The 15,753-nt window shown below is 64.6% G+C and carries 15 protein-coding genes; 8 read left to right on the top strand and 7 right to left on the bottom strand.

From position 1 onward, the window contains the following. Nucleotides 1-26 precede the first annotated feature (26 nt). From EBI04_RS03745 to EBI04_RS03710, 8 genes are read left to right on the top strand one after another with little or no spacing between them, the layout of a single operon-like run. Nucleotides 27-356: an ArsR/SmtB family transcription factor gene (locus EBI04_RS03745; RefSeq protein ID WP_015717312.1), complete on the top strand. Its 330-nt coding sequence runs from the start codon at nucleotides 27-29 to the stop codon at nucleotides 354-356. After that, entirely contained in the window at nucleotides 353-2,008 is a 1,656-nt protein-coding gene (locus EBI04_RS03740) for a proton-conducting transporter transmembrane domain-containing protein (protein ID WP_135256099.1), read from the top strand. The genes EBI04_RS03745 and EBI04_RS03740 overlap by 4 nt, the downstream gene beginning before the upstream one ends. Then, the gene (locus EBI04_RS03735; protein WP_135256098.1) at nucleotides 2,005-2,859 is read left to right on the top strand and encodes a respiratory chain complex I subunit 1 family protein; all 855 of its coding nucleotides are present in this window, start codon (nucleotides 2,005-2,007) and stop codon (nucleotides 2,857-2,859) included. Before EBI04_RS03740 ends, EBI04_RS03735 begins: the two co-directional genes overlap by 4 nt. Continuing rightward, nucleotides 2,847-3,479 carry a hypothetical protein gene (locus tag EBI04_RS03730; RefSeq protein ID WP_206202066.1) on the top strand — a complete coding sequence of 211 codons (633 nt, stop codon included), beginning with the start codon at nucleotides 2,847-2,849 and terminating at the stop codon, nucleotides 3,477-3,479. The genes EBI04_RS03735 and EBI04_RS03730 overlap by 13 nt, the downstream gene beginning before the upstream one ends. After that, complete coding sequence (locus EBI04_RS03725) at nucleotides 3,479-4,828, top strand: proton-conducting transporter transmembrane domain-containing protein (RefSeq protein ID WP_240695368.1); 1,350 nt, start codon at nucleotides 3,479-3,481, stop codon at nucleotides 4,826-4,828. Before EBI04_RS03730 ends, EBI04_RS03725 begins: the two co-directional genes overlap by 1 nt. Next, entirely contained in the window at nucleotides 4,816-6,147 is a 1,332-nt protein-coding gene (locus EBI04_RS03720; RefSeq protein WP_135256097.1) for a hydrogenase large subunit, read from the top strand. The genes EBI04_RS03725 and EBI04_RS03720 overlap by 13 nt, the downstream gene beginning before the upstream one ends. 8 nt (nucleotides 6,148-6,155) lie before the next feature. Continuing rightward, complete coding sequence (locus EBI04_RS03715) at nucleotides 6,156-6,944, top strand: NADH-quinone oxidoreductase subunit B family protein (protein WP_135256096.1); 789 nt, start codon at nucleotides 6,156-6,158, stop codon at nucleotides 6,942-6,944. A gap of 9 nt (nucleotides 6,945-6,953) precedes the next feature. Next, nucleotides 6,954-8,012, top strand: a complete 1,059-nt coding sequence (locus EBI04_RS03710) for a pyridoxal-phosphate-dependent aminotransferase family protein (protein ID WP_135256095.1) — start codon at nucleotides 6,954-6,956, stop codon at nucleotides 8,010-8,012. On the opposite strand, the gene EBI04_RS03705 is transcribed toward EBI04_RS03710, so the two are convergent. The 7 genes from EBI04_RS03705 to carB all read right to left on the bottom strand — a co-directional run bounded on the left by EBI04_RS03705 (nucleotide 7,975) and on the right by carB (nucleotide 15,697). Further along, a complete protein-coding gene (locus EBI04_RS03705) occupies nucleotides 7,975-8,565 on the bottom strand; it encodes a TIGR01440 family protein (RefSeq protein ID WP_135256094.1) in 591 nt (196 codons plus the stop codon). The genes EBI04_RS03710 and EBI04_RS03705 overlap by 38 nt on opposite strands. A gap of 25 nt (nucleotides 8,566-8,590) precedes the next feature. After that, nucleotides 8,591-9,439: a menaquinone biosynthesis prenyltransferase MqnP gene (gene mqnP, locus EBI04_RS03700; RefSeq protein WP_135256093.1), complete on the bottom strand. Its 849-nt coding sequence runs from the start codon at nucleotides 9,437-9,439 to the stop codon at nucleotides 8,591-8,593. Beyond that, the gene (gene panD / locus EBI04_RS03695; protein ID WP_135257858.1) at nucleotides 9,436-9,786 is read right to left on the bottom strand and encodes an aspartate 1-decarboxylase; all 351 of its coding nucleotides are present in this window, start codon (nucleotides 9,784-9,786) and stop codon (nucleotides 9,436-9,438) included. Before panD ends, mqnP begins: the two co-directional genes overlap by 4 nt. 23 nt (nucleotides 9,787-9,809) lie before the next feature. After that, nucleotides 9,810-11,360: an Rqc2 family fibronectin-binding protein gene (locus EBI04_RS03690; RefSeq protein ID WP_135256092.1), complete on the bottom strand. Its 1,551-nt coding sequence runs from the start codon at nucleotides 11,358-11,360 to the stop codon at nucleotides 9,810-9,812. Beyond that, nucleotides 11,345-12,109 carry a tRNA (adenine-N1)-methyltransferase gene (locus tag EBI04_RS03685; protein ID WP_135256091.1) on the bottom strand — a complete coding sequence of 255 codons (765 nt, stop codon included), beginning with the start codon at nucleotides 12,107-12,109 and terminating at the stop codon, nucleotides 11,345-11,347. The genes EBI04_RS03690 and EBI04_RS03685 overlap by 16 nt, the downstream gene beginning before the upstream one ends. A 115-nt stretch (nucleotides 12,110-12,224) precedes the next feature. Continuing rightward, nucleotides 12,225-12,554: a cyclic-di-AMP receptor gene (locus EBI04_RS03680; RefSeq protein ID WP_135256090.1), complete on the bottom strand. Its 330-nt coding sequence runs from the start codon at nucleotides 12,552-12,554 to the stop codon at nucleotides 12,225-12,227. A gap of 35 nt (nucleotides 12,555-12,589) precedes the next feature. Next, on the bottom strand, nucleotides 12,590-15,697 hold the full coding sequence (gene carB, locus EBI04_RS03675) for a carbamoyl-phosphate synthase large subunit (protein WP_135256089.1): 3,108 nt from the start codon (nucleotides 15,695-15,697) through the stop codon (nucleotides 12,590-12,592). Between the last annotated feature and the right edge of the window lie 56 nt (nucleotides 15,698-15,753).

Below are 15,753 nucleotides of genomic sequence, written 5' to 3'. Positions count from 1 at the left end.
ATATGCATATAGCCAAAGGAGGAAGTATGCCTAGCACCCTCCACCGCTACAAGGCGGAGTTCTTTAAGGCCCTGGGCCATCCCTTGCGCCTGGCCATCCTGGATGCCCTGCGGGGGGGAGAGCGCTCGGTTTCCGCCCTGCAACGGGAGCTTGGGGTGGAACAGTCGGTGCTTTCCAGGCAGCTTTCCCTCCTGCGGGAGCGGGGCCTGGTGGAGGCCAGGAGGGAAGGGCAGATGGTCTACTACCGCACCCGGGACCCGGAGGTCTACGCCTTCTTAGATCTGGGGCGGCGGATCTTTGAGCGGCACCTCGAGGCGGAAAGGGAGCGCCTGGAAGCCCTGAGGGAGGAGGAATGAGCCCCCTTTGGACCTTTTTGCCCTTGGTCCTGGCACTTCTATCCGCCGGGACCCCCTGGCGTTTCCGGGGGCTTTCCCTCTTCCTGGGCATGACGGGCCTGGCTTGGGGGGTGCTGGGGGGTATGGGCTGGGCTTCGGGGTTGGGTGCTTCTTACCTTTACCTCTTTCTCCTCGGAGCCTTGACCCTGGGCCTTGCTCCCTACCTTCCTGCCTACCTGGCCCATCACCCCCGTGAGGCGCACCTTTATGGCCTTCTGCTTCCCCTTTTTCTGGCCAGCATGGCGGGGGTGGCCTTGGCTTCCCCAGGGCTTGGCTTCCTCTTTTTGTGGGAGGGTATGGCCCTTTTGGGCTATTTTCTCATCGCCCTCGAGGGGCCAAACGCCCTGGCTGGGGCCCGGGCCTTTTTCCTGGCGAGCCGCCTTTCTGGGGCTGGGCTTTACCTGGCCTTTTTGGGGCACGGACATGTGGGAGCTGACTGGGTCTGGGCCGGGCTTCTTTTGGGCTTCGGGGTGAAGGCAGCCGTCTTCCCCTTCCACGCCTGGTTGCCCCAGGCCCACCCGGTGGCCATAAGCCCGGTTTCGGCCCTGCTTTCCGGGGCCATGACCAAGCTGGGCCTTCTTGGCTTGTACCAGTCCCGGTACTGGTTCGGTCCACCCCCGCCCTGGGTGGGGTGGGTTTTGCTCCTCCTGGGCCTTTTGGGTGCGGTGTATGCCCTGGTGCGGGGCCTTGGGGAAGAGGACCTAAAGGGCGCTTTGGCCTATTCCAGCGTAGAGAACCTGGGCCTCATGCTTGCCGCCTTGGGGGCCTATTTGCTGAAGCCCATGCCCGTGCTCCTGGGGGCCTTTTTCCTCCATCAGGTGGCCCATGCCCTGTTCAAGGGGCTCCTTTTCCTGGGTGCAGGAGCCCTGGGGGAGCGGCGGATTTCCCACTTGGGTGGGCTTTTCCGCAAGGCTCCCGGACTTGGAGCCCTCGCCTTGTGGGGAATGGGGGTGGGGGCGGGTCTGCCTCCTGGCCCGGTCTTTCTTGCGGAATGGCAGCTTTACCAAGGCTTTTTGCAGGGTCCTTTCCTGATGCCCCTGGCCGCCGGGGCCTTGGCCCTGGTGGGGGCCTTGGCCCTCTACTTCTACGTGCGCCTATACGGGCTAGCCTTCTTGGGCCTACCTCGAGGCGAGGCTGCCCTGCACTGGACCCAGGGGATGCGCCTCGGTCTTGGGGTGCTGGCGGGGCTCCTCCTCCTTTTGGCCTTGGTGCCCGGGCTGGTCCTGGACCCCCTTGGGGTTCGCACCTACCCCAACGGGCTTCTCTTGATCCTTCTTGGGGTTCTGGCTGGGGTGTTTTACCGGGGCCTACTCCGGATGCCCATGCGGGCCTACGGTACCTGGGACTGCGGTTTCCAGCCCCTCAGCCCCAGGATGCAACCCAACGGCCTGGGCTTCGCCGAACCGGCCCTTCGCCTTTTCCCCTTCCTTCGCCTCCAGGTGGGGGAGCATCCCCGTCTGGAGGAACCCTTGGCCGAGGTGTACCCCGGGGTGGGGCGGATCTACGCCCGCCTTGCGGCTTGGGTGCAGACCCTGCAGTCAGGAAGCCTGCACCTTTACCTTCTCCTGCAACTCCTCACCTTGGTGGTGGTTCTGGGGGTGGTCTTGCTATGACGGCGTTCTTGGCCCTGGTGTTGGCTCCGCTTTTTTCGGGAAGCGTCAAGTGGCTGAAGGCTAGGCTTACCCACCGGGAGGGGCTTAGCCCGCTGATGGAATACCGAAATCTGATCAAGCTCTGGCGAAAGGTCTGGATAGCGCCCCATCCCACCACTCCCCTTTTCCTCCTCGGGCCCATCCTGGCCCTTTTGGGAACCCTGGGGGCCTTGGCCCTCTTGCCCATCCTCCCTGGCCCAACCTTCAAAGGGGACTTCCTCCTCGCCCTTTACCTCCTGGGCCTCGGGCGCTTTTTTCCAATGCTGGCGGCCTTGGATGCGGGCAGCAGTTTTGGGGCCCAGGGAGGCTACCGGGAGGGTGTGGTCACGGTGTTGGCGGAGCCCGGGACCCTTATGGCCTTGGCCGGGGCAGTCCTCTTGGGGGAAGGGTTTTCCCTGAGCGGTCTACCCGAGCTTGGGGTGGAGAACAGCTTGGTGCTGCTCCTGGCCCTGGCCTCTCTCGCCCTTGGCCTTTTGGCCGAGGGAGCCAGGATGCCGGTGGACGATCCCACCACCCACCTGGAGCTCACCATGATCCACGAGGCGCAGATTCTGGACCATAGCGGTCCTCTTCTGGCCCTGTACGAGCTTGCCGGGTCGCTCAAGATGCTCTTCTATGCGGGGCTGATGGCCTTGTTGTTGCCAGGGTTCAAGCCCCTGGTCTTCCTGGGGGTGGGGGTGGCCTGGGTTTTGGCGCTGGCCTACCTGGAGACCTACGGGGTAAAGCTTCGCTACCTGAGGCTTCCGGACTTTCTTTCGTACAACACCCTTTTCGGGGTGCTGGCGCTTTTGGGGGCGATATGGCGCTTTTAAACACCTTAGTCCTGGCCATTCTGGCCACAGGGTTCCTGATAGTGAGCCGCCGCAGCCTGGACGCCATCATCCGGCTCTACGCCCTGCAGAATGTCCTTTTGGCCCTGGTTTCCTTCGGGCTCGCGGGAGGGGAGTTCCACTTCGTGCTGGCCGGCCTGGCCCTCTTTGCGGTTAAGGGGGTCCTCATACCCTGGTACCTGTTCTGGCTGATCGACCGCCTCGAGGTAAGCCACGAGGTGGAGGGGTACCTCTCCGTTTCCCTCTCCCTCCTCTTGGCAGGGCTCCTCACCGCCTTGGCCTTCCGGGTAGGGAAGGCCTTTGTGCTACCCGAGGCTCCCTTGCCCCAAGGGGTGCCCGTGGCCCTCGCCTTGGTCCTTTTGGGAATCCTTTCCATGGTGAGCCGAAAAAAGGCGATAAGCCAGGTTCTGGGCTTCCTGGCGCTGGAGAATGGGGTTTTCCTCATGGCCCTTTCCGAGAGCCACGGCCTGCCCCTCTTCGTGGAGTTGGGGGTGGCCTTGGATGCCTTCGCCGCCGTGTTTTTGGCGGGGATCCTCATCTTCCGCATTAAGGGGGAAATGGGGCATGTGGATACCGCGAGGATGCGCTCTCTAAGGGGGTAATGGTGCTGTATCTTCTGGTCCTCTTACCCTTGGTGGTCTTCCTGGCCCGCAAGGAGGCCAGTCTGCTGGTGCGGCTTTCCGTTCTCGTGCCCCTCCTCAGCTTTCTTCTGGCTCCGTTTCTGCTGGGTACGGCAGCGGGTCCTTTCCGGTTGGATGGGGTAGGGCTCTTTTATCTTCTTCTGACCAACCTGATCTACGCCCTGGTGGCGCTTTTTGCCCGGGGCTACTTTGCCCGGGAGGAAGCCTGGCGCTTCTACTGGGCGGGTGCCCTTTTCCTGGCCTCGGCCCATGGGGCCTACCTGGCCCACAACCTGGGCATGCTCTGGGTTTTCGTGGAGGGGAGCACCCTGGCCTCGGCCCTTCTGGTCTACCACAAGGGTGGAGCCCGTCCCCTCGAGGCCACCTGGAAATACCTCATGCTGGGCAGCGTGGGCATCGCCATGGGGCTCATCGGGGTCATCCTGGTCTACGCCCTGGTGGGTGGGGCCACCTTGGACTGGGGAGAGGTTCGGTCCCTGGTGGGGGAGGCCGATCCCGAGGGGCTTAAGGTGGCCTTTGCCCTTCTTTTGGTGGGCTTTGGGACCAAGGTGGGGCTATTCCCCTTGCAGGCCTGGCTTCCCGATGCCCACGCCGAGGCCCCGGGGCCGGCTTCGGCCTTGCTTTCGGGAACCCTCCTCAACGTGGCCTTTTACGCCCTTCTCCGCTACGCCGCCATCATGCAGGCAGCAGGGCTTTTCGCCTTTGCCTCCAGCCTGCTCCTTACCTTTGGCCTGCTTACCCTTTTATTTGCGGCCCTCTTCCTCTTTGGACAGAAGGAATACAAGAGGCTTCTCGCCTACTCCAGCATGGAGCACATGGGCCTGGCGGTCTTCGCCTTGGGCCTGGGATTGCCCTGGCTGGCCCTTTTCCATACCCTGGCCCACTCCCTGGCCAAGACCTTGGCCTTTTTGGGGGCCAGCGGTATCCTGTCCCTCACGCACGCCAAGGAGGTGGGGCGGGTGGGCGGGTTGGTCTTCCACCTGCCGGCCTTGGGGATCCCCTACGTCCTGGCCTTGGCGGCCCTGGGGAGCCTGCCTCCCTTCCCCCTATTTTTGGCCGAGTTTAAGGCGGTGGAGGCGGCCATGCGCTGGCCTGGGCTGGCGGGGCTCTACCTTTTGGGCCTGGGTATGGCGTTTGCTGGCCTCCTTTCTCCCATGGCCCAGATGGGCTTTGGTAGGGGGAAACCCCTTAGGGGGCAGGGCTTGGATCTCTGGATCCTGTGGTTGCTCCTGGGCATCCTGGTGATCCTCGGCGTGTTCCCGGGGGTGGAGGTGTTTAAGGGGTTGGAGGTGGTGCTGTGGAGAAAGTGAGGGAGGCCCTGCGCGAGGGGAGGCCTGTGGCGCTTTTCCCTTATGGAGACCGGGTGCTTCTGTGGGTAGAGCGTCCCGGGGGCCAGAAGGGTGCTTTAGGCCTCACCGAGACCTTCCTCTTGGGTGAGAGGAGGCGCTTTCCTAGCCTGGCCGCCGAGTTTCCCGCTCTGGATTGGTTTGAACGGGCCCTTTGGGAGAGGGGTTTTGAGCCGGTGGGGCACCCTGGGTTGAAACCCCTCAGGCGTCACGACCTTCCCTATACCTTCCGGGAGTTTCCCCTCCTCCACGAGGTGCCTGTGGGACCCGTGCATGCGGGGATCATCGAACCCGGGCACTTCCGGTTTAGCGTTTTGGGCGAGCGGATCGTGAACCTGGAGATCCGCCTGGGTTACCAGCACCGGGGCTTGCTCTCCCTCATTCCGGGCAAAGGGGCTGAGGCTGCGCTCCTTCTGGTGGAGCGGGCGGGGAGTGAGCCCGTGGCCCACGCCATGGCTTTCGCCGAGGTCTGGGAAAGGGCCTTGGGCTGGGAGGCCCCTTCTCGGGCGCAGTACCTTCGCCGGGCAGCCCTGGAGTTGGAGCGGGCCTTTGGCCATATGGGACATCTGGCTGGGCTCTTCACCGATATCGGCTACGCCTATGGGGCTACCCAGTTAGGGCGGATACGGGCTCTTCTGCAGGGGGAACTGGACCGATTAACCGGCCACCGCTACGGGAGAAACTTCCTAAGGGTTGGGGGGGTGTGGCGGGAGGGCCAGCCGGACCTCGAGGCCATCGCCGCCTACCGGGAGGAGCTGGCCCGCCTGCTGCCCAGGCTCCTCAAAAATCCCCAGGTGCTGGACCGCATGCGCTATGTGGGGGGGGTGCGCCGGGCCGAAGCTTTGGCCCTGGGTTTCGTGGGCCCCACGGCCCGGGCCAGCGGGGTGGGGAGGGACCTCAGGCAGGACGACCCCCTTTACCCCGACTTTACCCCCGTGGTGCGCCAGGGAGGGGATGTGCTGTCCCGGGCCCAGGTGTATGCTGAGGAGACCCTTAAGGCCCTCGATTACGCCCTTTTCTTCCTTCGCCATCTTCCCGCCGGGCCTCTGGCCCTGGATCCCCCTCCGGGGGAGGGTGAGGCCTTGGTCCGGGTGGAGGCGGGAAGGGGTGAGGTGGTGTGGTTCGTCCGGGTGCAGGCTGGGAAGGTGGTCATGGCCGAGGGGGTGGACCCGAGCTTCAAGAACTGGCGGGCTTTGGAGCTTGCGGTCCGGGGGGAAGGCTTGCCGGACTTTCCCCTTTGCAACAAGTCCTTTGACCTGTCCTATGCGGGAAGCGACCTCTAGGGGGTGCCATGAGCTTGATGCACACGCTTAAGGTGGGCAGGTTGGCCCGCAAGCTGGAGGAGATCCTGAAGGTTCCCCAGCACGCTTTTGGCTACCCCTTGCTGAAGCCAGCGGGCTTGACCCCGAGGGCTCGCGAAGGGCTTATCCATCTTTGCCCGGGCGAGGCTTTTGCCGAGGCGGAAGGGATTTTCAGCCTGGACCTCGCCCGGTGCGTGGGATGCGGGCGGTGTGCCCTGGTATACCCGGAGGCCGTGGGAGAGATGAGGTCCCTGGAGGTGGCCGTGACCCGCAAGGAGGATCTGGTCCAGCGGGTGGACCTGAAAAGGGGAGGGTTTCTGGACCCAGGCCCTCCCCCTTTCCCTCGGACAGCGCTTCGCTTACCCACCCTAGCCCTTCGCGAGGTGAGTGCCGGGGACACGGGTCTTGCTGATTCAGAGGTCGCCCTTCTTGGCAACCCTTTTAACGACATGGGCCGCTTTGGGTTCCAGGTGGGGGCTTCGCCCCGGCACGCGGACGCCCTTCTGGTCACGGGCCCCGTGAGCCGCAACATGGCCGAGGCCCTAAGGCGCACCTACGAGGCCATGCCGGAGCCCAAAGGGGTGGTGGCTGTGGGGAACGAGGCCATTTCGGGAGGGGTGTTTGCGGGAAGTCCTCAGGTTCTGTCCGGCGTGGACCGGGTGGTACCTGTGGACGTGTACGTGCCTGGGGATCCGCCAAGGCCCGGAGCCATCCTCCACGGCTTGATGCTTTTGGTGGGCCGCATGACCCAGCGGCTGGTAGAGGGGGTTTTGCGCTAAGCTCTTGCCATGGACTGGCTCCTCACACCGGGTCCTGTACGGCTTCATCCCAAGGCGCTAGAGGCTCTGTCCCGCCCTCAGCTGCACCACCGGACTGAGCCTGCCAGGGGGCTTTTTCTCAAGGCCCGAGGCCTTCTTCGGGAAGCCTTCCGCACCCAGGGCGAGGTGCTCATCCTCACGGGAAGCGGCACCCTGGCCATGGAGGCCCTGGTCTTGAACCTCTTCGCCCCTGGGGAAAGGGTTTTGGTACCGGTCTACGGCAAGTTCTCTGAGCGCTTCGCCGAGATTGCGGAAAGCGCGGGCCTCGAGGTGGACCGGTTGGAGCTCCCTTACGGGCAGGTACCAAGTCCAGACCAGGTGGCAAGGCCGGGTTACCAAGGGCTTCTTCTGGTTCACTCGGAGACCTCCACCGGGGCCATGGTGGACCTTCCCGCCCTGGCCCAAGCCTTCCGGGAGGCCAACCCCGAGGGTCTGGTGGGGGCGGACATGGTGACCAGCTTGCTGGTACGGGAGGTGGCCCTCGAGGCCTGGGGAGTAGACGCCGCTGCCTCCGGCAGCCAGAAAGGTCTCATGTGCCCGCCGGGGCTGGGCTTCGTGGCCCTAGGCCCCAGGGCCCTGGAGCGCCTTCGTCCCCGGGGCTACTACCTGGACCTCGCCCGGGAGCTCAAGGCCCAGCGGGAGGGGGAAAGCGCCTGGACCCCGGCCATCAACCTCGTGGGGGCGGTGGCGGCGGTGCTGGAGGAGGTGTTGCCCAAGCTTCCCGAACACCTGGCCTTAAAGGCCTGGCAGAACGATCTTCTGTACCGGGTTGGGGTGGAGCTGGGATTAAACCCTGTACCCGAGGTACCAAGCCCGGCGGTGGCCGCCTTTTACCTGCCCGAGGGGGTTTCCTACCGGGCGGTGAAGGAGGCCTTTGCCCGAAGGCAGGCGGTGATCGCCGGGGGCCAGGGGCCCTTGAAGGGCAGGGTGTTCCGCCTTTCCCTCATGGGTTATTACAACCGCTACGAGGCCTTCGGGGTGGCGGCCCTTTTCAGGGAAGCTTTTGCCGATATTCTTCCAGCTTCCTGAGCATCTCCTCCCGGGTGTAAACCGCCCTGGCCCCGCCCACCAGCTTGGGCCGGGTTTTGGCGGCGAGGAGCACCGCCTCGCCGATCCGGCGCAGGGAAAGCCTCAGGGGCACGGCCACGGGGCGGAGATGCATGCCGATGAGGACGCCCCCGATGTCCATCCCTCCTTGGGCCTGGGCTTTCAAGGACTCCACCATCACCGGGTCCCGGTAGCGCAGGAAGGCGGCCGTGGCCAGGCTCCCCCCTGCCTTGAGGTGGGGGTAGACCGTCACTTCCTCCAGGCCAAAGGCCCGGGCGGCCTCCCGTTCCACCACCAGGGCCCGGTTTAGGTGCTCGCATCCCTGGACGGCTACCCATATCCCCCGTTCGAGGAGGGGAGGAAGGAGTCCCTCGAGGATGGCCTCGGCCACCTCGAGGCTGGGCTTCGTCCCCACCTTCTCCCCCAAGACCTCGCTGGTGGACCCCCCCAGGACGAAGAGACTTCCCCGCTCCATGGGGAAAAGCTCCAAAAACTCCCGGATGGCTTTCTCCGCCGACCTGCGAATCCCCTCCATGCCCCAAGCCTACCCCTGAACGCCCTCAGAGAAAGAGGTCCAGGAGGATAAAAAGGAACATGCCCAGGCTCACCCCCACGTTGGCCTGGAAGAAGGCCAGGTCCACCCGGCTTAGATCCTCGGGGCTCACCAGGCGGTGCTCGTAGAAAAGAAGCCCTCCCACCAGGAGGAGGCCTAAAAAGTAGAGGCTTCCCGCTCCGTAGCTAAGGCCGGCCAGGAGGAAAGCCAGCCAGGCGGTAAGGTGGGTGGCCCGGGCAATCCCGAGGGCCAAGGGGATGCCGAAGCGGGCCGGGATGCTCTTTACCCCGTAAGCGCGGTCGAAGGCGTAGTCCTGCGTGGCGTAGAGGATGTCGAACCCTGCGATCCAAAGCCCCACCCCTGCCCAGAGCCAGTAGGCGGTGGGGTGGAAGCTTCCCGTGACGGCGATCCAGCCACCTGCGGCAGCAGCCCCGATGGTGAGGCCCAGCACGTAATGGCAGAGCCAGGTGAAGCGCTTGGTGTAGCTGTAGACAGTGAGGAAGAAGACGGCCACGGGAAGGAGCCGGGCGGTGAGGGGGTTCAGGGCAAGGCCCGCGTAGGCCAGAGGGAGGAGGCCCAGAAGGGCTAGAAACAGGGTTTCCCAGGGTTTGACCAGACCCTTGGGCAGGTGGCGGCCTTGGGTGCGGGGGTTCAGGGCGTCCAGGCGCCAGTCAATGAGGCGGTTCAGGGCCATGGCCATGGTCCTGGCCCCCACCATGGCCAGGGTGACCAGGAAAAAGGTGCGGAAACCTGGCCAGCCCCCCGCTGCCAGGAGCATCCCCCCGTAGGCAAAGGGAAGAGCGAAAAGGGTGTGCTCGAAGCGGATGAGCTCCAGATAGAGCCGAAGCCGCCTCATCCCCGACGCACCTCAAGAATCCGGTTTGCCTGGTCCACCAGTACCACGGTGGGCTTGTGATTCCTCGCCTCCTCTTCCTCAAAGATGCCGTAGGCCACCAGGATCACCCGGTCCCCTGGGCGCACCAGATGGGCGGCGGCCCCGTTGATCTGCACCACCCTTGATCTCCTTGGCCCGGGTAGGGCGTAGGTGGTGAGCCGGGCCCCGTTGGTGATGTCGTAGATGTCCACCTGTTCGTAGGGCAGGATGCCGGCGGCGTCCAAAAGATCCTGGTCCACGGTGACCGAGCCCACATAGTGTAGGTCTGCGTGGGTTACCGTAGCCCGGTGGATCTTGGCGTGGAACATGACCCTTTTCACAAAGGTCCAGTTTACCCTTCGCCTCCTTCCTGAGGAAGCGCCCCCTCCACGAAGAGGGTCTTGGCGTGGGTGTAGAGCACCTGGCCGGGTGCCGCTTTCCTGGGCCGCCACACGTGCTTTTTGCGGGTGTAGTCCACGGGGACTTGGGTTTCCCCCCTGGCCTTGGAGTGGTAAGCGGCGAGCCTGGCGGCAAAGAGGAGGTCTTCTAGGGGAGGGTTCTTCCCCTCCACCTTGAGGATCACGTGGCTTCCCGGCACCCCTTGGGCGTGGAACCAGAGGTCCTCCGAGTGGGCGGCTCGGGTGAGGAGGTCGTTTTCCTTGGCGTTCCGGCCCACCAGGACGGGATAGCCCGAGGGGGAGGTGTACCTTAGGCCAAGCCTCGGTCCCTTCCCCTCCTTGGGTTTTCGGGAAAGGTCCAAAAGCTCCTGGAGGTCCGCCTGCCTGACCCGCTCCATCTCCCTTTCCAGTGCCTTTAGCTTCTCCTCCGTTTGCGGGATGAGCTCTAGGGCCCTTTCCGCCAGCTCCTCCAGGCGGCGGGCCCGGTCGTAGAGCTTTTTGGCGTTTTCCTGGGGAGATAGGGTGGGGTCCAAGGGGATTTCCACCGGTTTGCCGTCAAACCCTTCCAGAACCGCCTTTCCCATACCTCGAGGTACCTCCTTAAGCCGGGCCAGGAGGAGATCGGCTTTCTGTCGCAAGCTTTCCGCTTCCTCCAGGCGCTCGAGGGCCCGGTGGTAGTCGGCAAGCCTCGCCAAAAGGGTTTTCTGCTCCTGCTTTAGAGCCTCGAGAAGCGGTTTTCTCAAGGCCTCTTTCTCTTCCTCGGCCCACCGTTCCCGAAGTTCCTGCGAAAGAGCGGTGCCCAGGGAGGGATTCTCCACAAGATCCTTTAGCGCCTGGAAAACCCTGGCCAGGCCAGCCTCGTCCAAGGGAGTTTCCGGGGTGAGGGCCGCCCTTTTGGCCAGCTCCCGTAGGAGTTCCAGCCCTATTCCATCCACGTGTCGCACCACTTCCTTAAGGGGTTTTCCCAGGAGGACCCGGAGTTCCTCCAGGGTCAAGGTCCTGGGATCCAGCTTCTCGTAAGGGGGTGGGGGCACGTAGGGCAGGCCGGGCTTCACCTGGCGGTAGCGGTTCACCTCGCGGGTGATGGGGCGGTCTACCCCCAGGATCACGCCTTCTTCATCCAAAAGGATGAGGTTGGCGTTCCGCCCCGTGGCCTCGAGGACCAAGGTGGCGGGTGGGGTATCCACGAACCCCTTTTCCCCGGCAAAGCGGAAGAGGACCACCCGGTCCAGCTTGATCTGCTCCGCCTCCAGCAGGGGGCCCTTTACCCGGGCCTGGATCTGCCGCTGGAAAGGAGTCTTGGGCTCTCCCAAGAGAGTTCCCTCCTCCAGGGCCAGGCTGGGGGACGGGGGGCGGTAGCGGGCCACCAGGTTGAAGGTACGGCCCGACTGACCCTTGAGGAGGATGGCCAGGCTACCTTCCTCGGGAAAGGCCAGGCCCAGGTTTAAAGCGGGAAGTTCCTTTCGTAGCTCCCGCAGGAAGGCGTGGATCAGCAATCCTTCCATTTTCTAAAGACCACCAGAAAGGCTGTATGCCCCACCTGCTGGAACCAGGGATGGGCCACGGGAAGCCGGATCTCCCACTCCCGCCAGGCTACTTCCAGGACCCGCTCCAATTTAAGGGGCAGGCCCTCTGCCCTTTGTACCAGCTCCAGCACCTGGGTGATGTTGGGGAGGTAGGCCACCAGGAAACGATCGGGCTTAAGAGCTTCCGTGGCCTTGGCCAGGACCTTCCAGGGTTCCATGAGGTCCAGGGCTACCCCGTGAACGCTTTCCGGCTCTAAGGAGGCTTCCTCCAGGCTACCCAAGTGGAAACGCACGTTTTCCACCTGCCAGAAGGCCTTCACATTGGCCTCCGCCTGGGCCAGGTGCTGGGGCCGTTTCTCGTAGCTTTCCACGAGTCCCGTGGGCCCCACCGCTCGGGCCAGGAAGAGGGTGAGCCCCCCGGAGCCCGTGCCCGCCTCGAGGACCCGCATCCCCGGAGCCAGATCCAAAAGGGTTACCATGGCGCTGGCGTCCTTGGGGTACGTGGGGGTGGCGCTACGCCGCATGTGAAGGAGGTACTCCTCCAGGGTGGGGTGGTGGACGGAAAGTTCCTCTCCCAGGTGGGTCCACACCTTTCCCCCTGGGCCGGCCTTACGGATTTCCTCGTGAGGCACGGTGCCCCGGTGGTGGTGAAAGACTCCACCCTCCTTAAGGCGAATCAGGAAGGCTCGGCCTTTGGCGTCCTTGAGAAGAAAGAGCTCACCTTCCATCCCGAACACTTTAGCGGGCCAGGGCCCTGGAGTCCAGGGCCCTCTCCAGCTCACAGGGGTTTGAAACCCTCTGGGATCCCGCAGAAGCAGAGTCCCAAGCGCAGGGCCTAGCCCCTCACACCTTGAAAAACCCTTCCACCGGCAGGACGAAGACCACCGCCCCGCCCACCTGCACCTCCACCGGCTGGGCCAGGAATGGGTCTGGGGCCTCGGAAAGGGGAAAGCCCCGGGTGACCAGGCGGGTGCGGGTACGGCATTTTTCCCGGATCAGCTCCAGCACTTCTTGGACCCTTTCGTCCCCCACCCCGATCAGCAAGGTGGTGTTCCCCTCCCGCAGGAAGCCGCCGGTGGAAGCCAGCTTGGTGGACTGCAAGCCCCGCTCCAAAAGGGCCTTGGTGAGCCCGGGGGCGTCGGTATCCTGCACGATGGCCACGATGAGCTTCATTGGTCTTCATTGTACACTGCTGGGCCTCCTTGTCCTCAGGCTTTTTGCAGGATACCGTGCCATTCCTGCAGGCTTCTGGCCTCGGGGCCTTTTTCCCGGGCCCTCAGAATGGCCTTTAAACTCCACCAGGCTCCCTCCAGGGTGGTGATGAAGGGAAGGCCCTTTTCCACGGCCCTTCGGAGCTCCGGGTGAGGGGTAGGGGAGATAAGGAGGTCGTAGGCATCCTCCGAAAGGGTAAAGCCCGCTTCCCGGTAGGCCCGCTTCAGCTCCTCCAAGCGCTCTGCCTCCCCCGGCGGTAGCCCCTCGGCCAGGAAGCGCACCCTGCCCTGCAAGGGAAGCCTCTGCCCGGCCCCCAACTGGGCCTTGTAGTAGGCCAGGTAGGGATCTTCATCGAGGCCCATGCTCTCCCCGGTGGAGCGCATCTCCGGGCCCAGCACCGGGATGACCCCGGGGAACTTGAGCCAGGGGATGACCACCTCCTTCACCGCGTAGTAAGGGGGCACGGGGTCCAGGTCGCGGACCCCGAGTTCCCGCAAGGTTTTGCCCACGGCGATCAGGGCCGCCAGCTTGGCCAGGGGCACCCCGATGGCCTTGGACACGAAGGGCACGGTGCGGGAGGCCCGGGGGTTGGCCTCGAGGATGTAGACCTCCTCCCCCAACACCGCGTACTGCACGTTGAGAAGCCCCCGCACCCCCAGGCTCAAGGCCAGGCGGCGGGTGTAGTCCTTCACCTTGGCCAAGGCGGTAGGGGACAGGTGGACCGGGGGAAGCACCGTGGCCGAGTCCCCCGAGTGCACCCCGGCCCTTTCCACGTGCTCCATCACCCCGGCGATCATCACCTCCTCCCCGTCGGAAAGGGCGTCCACATCCAGCTCCAAAGCCCCCTCCAGGTACCGATCCAGGAGGATGGAGGGCTTGTCCTGAAGGGGCTCGTAGACCTCCTCCAGGTAGCGCTTTAGTTCCTCAGGGCTCTGGAGGACCCGCATGGCCCGCCCCCCCAGGACGTAGCTGGGCCGGGCCAGGAGGGGGTAGCCCACTGCCTCGGCAAGCTCCAGGGCCTCCCCGGGGGTGGCCGCCACCCGGCCCTCAGGCTGAGGGATGCCCAGCTCCCGGCAGAGCCGGTTGAACTCGTGGCGGTCCTCCGCCTGGTGGATAGCGGCGAAGGGGGTGCCGAGGAGCTTGACCCCGGCCGCCTCGAGGCCCTCCGCCAGCTTCAAGGGGGTCTGGCCCCCCAGGGTAGCGATGACCCCGATGGGCTTTTCGTGTTCCACCAGGTTCAGGACGTCCTCGAGGGTCAAGGGCTCAAAGTAAAGGCGGTCGGCGGTGTCGTAATCCGTGGACACCGTTTCAGGGTTGGAGTTCACCATGATGGTCTCGTACCCTGCCTCCCTCAGTGCCCAAACCGCGTGCACCGTGGCGTAGTCAAACTCCACTCCCTGGCCAATCCGTATGGGCCCTGAGCCCAGGATTACCACCTTGGGCTTGCTGGAGGGCCAGACCTCATCCTCCACCTCGTAGGTGGAGTAGTGGTAGGGGGTGTAGGCCTCAAACTCTGCGGCGCAGGTGTCCACGGTCTTGTACACGGGCACCACCCCCAGGGCCTTCCGCTCCTGGCGGAGCTCCACTCCCTTTCTGCCCAGAAGCCCCCCCATGCGGGCATCGGTGAGGCCCAGGCCCTTGTAAAAGCGCCAGTCCTCCCGGTCCTTGGGGGGGTGGGTTTTCAGCCATTCCTCGGCCTCCACGATCTCCTGCATCTGGTGGAGGAACCAGGGGTCGATGCGGGTGGCCTGGTATAGGTCCTCTATGGGCATGCCCCGCCGGAGGAGTTCCAAGACGGCGTAGATCCGGTCGGGGTTGGGGTAGAGCTTCCGCTCCAGGTCCTCCGTGGGCACCCCTGCCAGGGCCCGCACGTCCCGCTCCAGGCCCCGGAGGGCCTTCATGAGGGCCTCCTTGAAGGTGCGGCCAATGGCCATCACCTCCCCCACGGACTTCATCTGGGTGCCGAGTTCGTCCTTTAGCTCCCCCAGGGTGTTGGGAAGGTCTTTGAACTTCTCAAAGGCGAAGCGGGGGATCTTGACCACCACGTAGTCGATGGTGGGCTCAAAGGAGGCCGGGGTCTTGCGGGTGATGTCGTTGGGAAGCTCCTCCAGGCGGTAGCCCACCGCCAGAAGGGCCGCGATCTTGGCGATGGGGAAGCCCGTGGCCTTGGAGGCCAGGGCGCTGGAACGGGAGACCCGGGGATTCATCTCAATGACCACCTGGCGGCCCGTTTTAGGGTCCACGGCGAACTGGATGTTGGAGCCCCCGGTGTCCACCCCGATCTCCCGGATCACCGCCTTGGCCGCGTCCCGCATCCTTTGGTACTCCGCGTCGGAGAGGGTCTGGGCGGGGGCCACGGTGATGGAGTCCCCGGTGTGGACCCCCATGGGGTCCACGTTTTCGATGCTGGTGATGATGACCACGGTGTCCGCGTGGTCCCGCATCACCTCCAGTTCAAACTCCTTCCAGCCCAGAACGGACTCCTCCACGAGGGCGGTGTGTACCGGGGAAAGGAGAAGCCCCCGGCCGAGGACCTCCCTCAGTTCGGCCTCGTTCCTGGCGATGCCGCCCCCGGTGCCCCCCAGGGTAAAGGAGGGGCGGACCACCACGGGGTAGCCCACCTCCCGGGCGAAGTGGAGGCCCTCCTCCACACTCCCCACCATCTGCCCTCGAGGCACCTCGAGGCCGATCTTGCGCATGGCCTTTTGGAACTCCTCCCGGTCCTCCCCCTTCCTTATGGCCTCGGCCTTGGCCCCGATGAGCTCCACCCCGTAGCGGGCAAGGATCCCTTCCTCGTGAAGGGCCATGGAGAGGTTCAAGGCGGTCTGTCCCCCCAGGGTGGGGAGAAGGGCATCCGGGCGCTCCTTGGCGATCACCCTTTCCAGGTACTCCAGGGTGAGGGGCTCCAGGTAGGTGCGCTCGGCCAGCTCGGGGTCGGTCATGATGGTGGCGGGGTTGGAGTTCACCAGGATGGCCTCGTACCCCGCTCCCCTGAGGGCCTTCACCGCCTGGGTGCCCGAGTAGTCGAACTCCGCAGCCTGGCCGATGGTGATGGGCCCGGAACCGATGATGAGGATTTTCTTGAGGTCTCTTCTCGGCGGCATCGCGTACCCAATGGGCGAGGATAACATACTTGGCCCGGGTTGTCCAAGGAGAAGGC

Source organism: Thermus caldilimi (genome assembly GCF_004684245.1).
GTDB lineage: Bacteria > Deinococcota > Deinococci > Deinococcales > Thermaceae > Thermus > Thermus caldilimi.
Note: the sequence above shows the minus strand (reverse complement) of the source record. Positions and strands in the feature narration are given on the sequence as shown.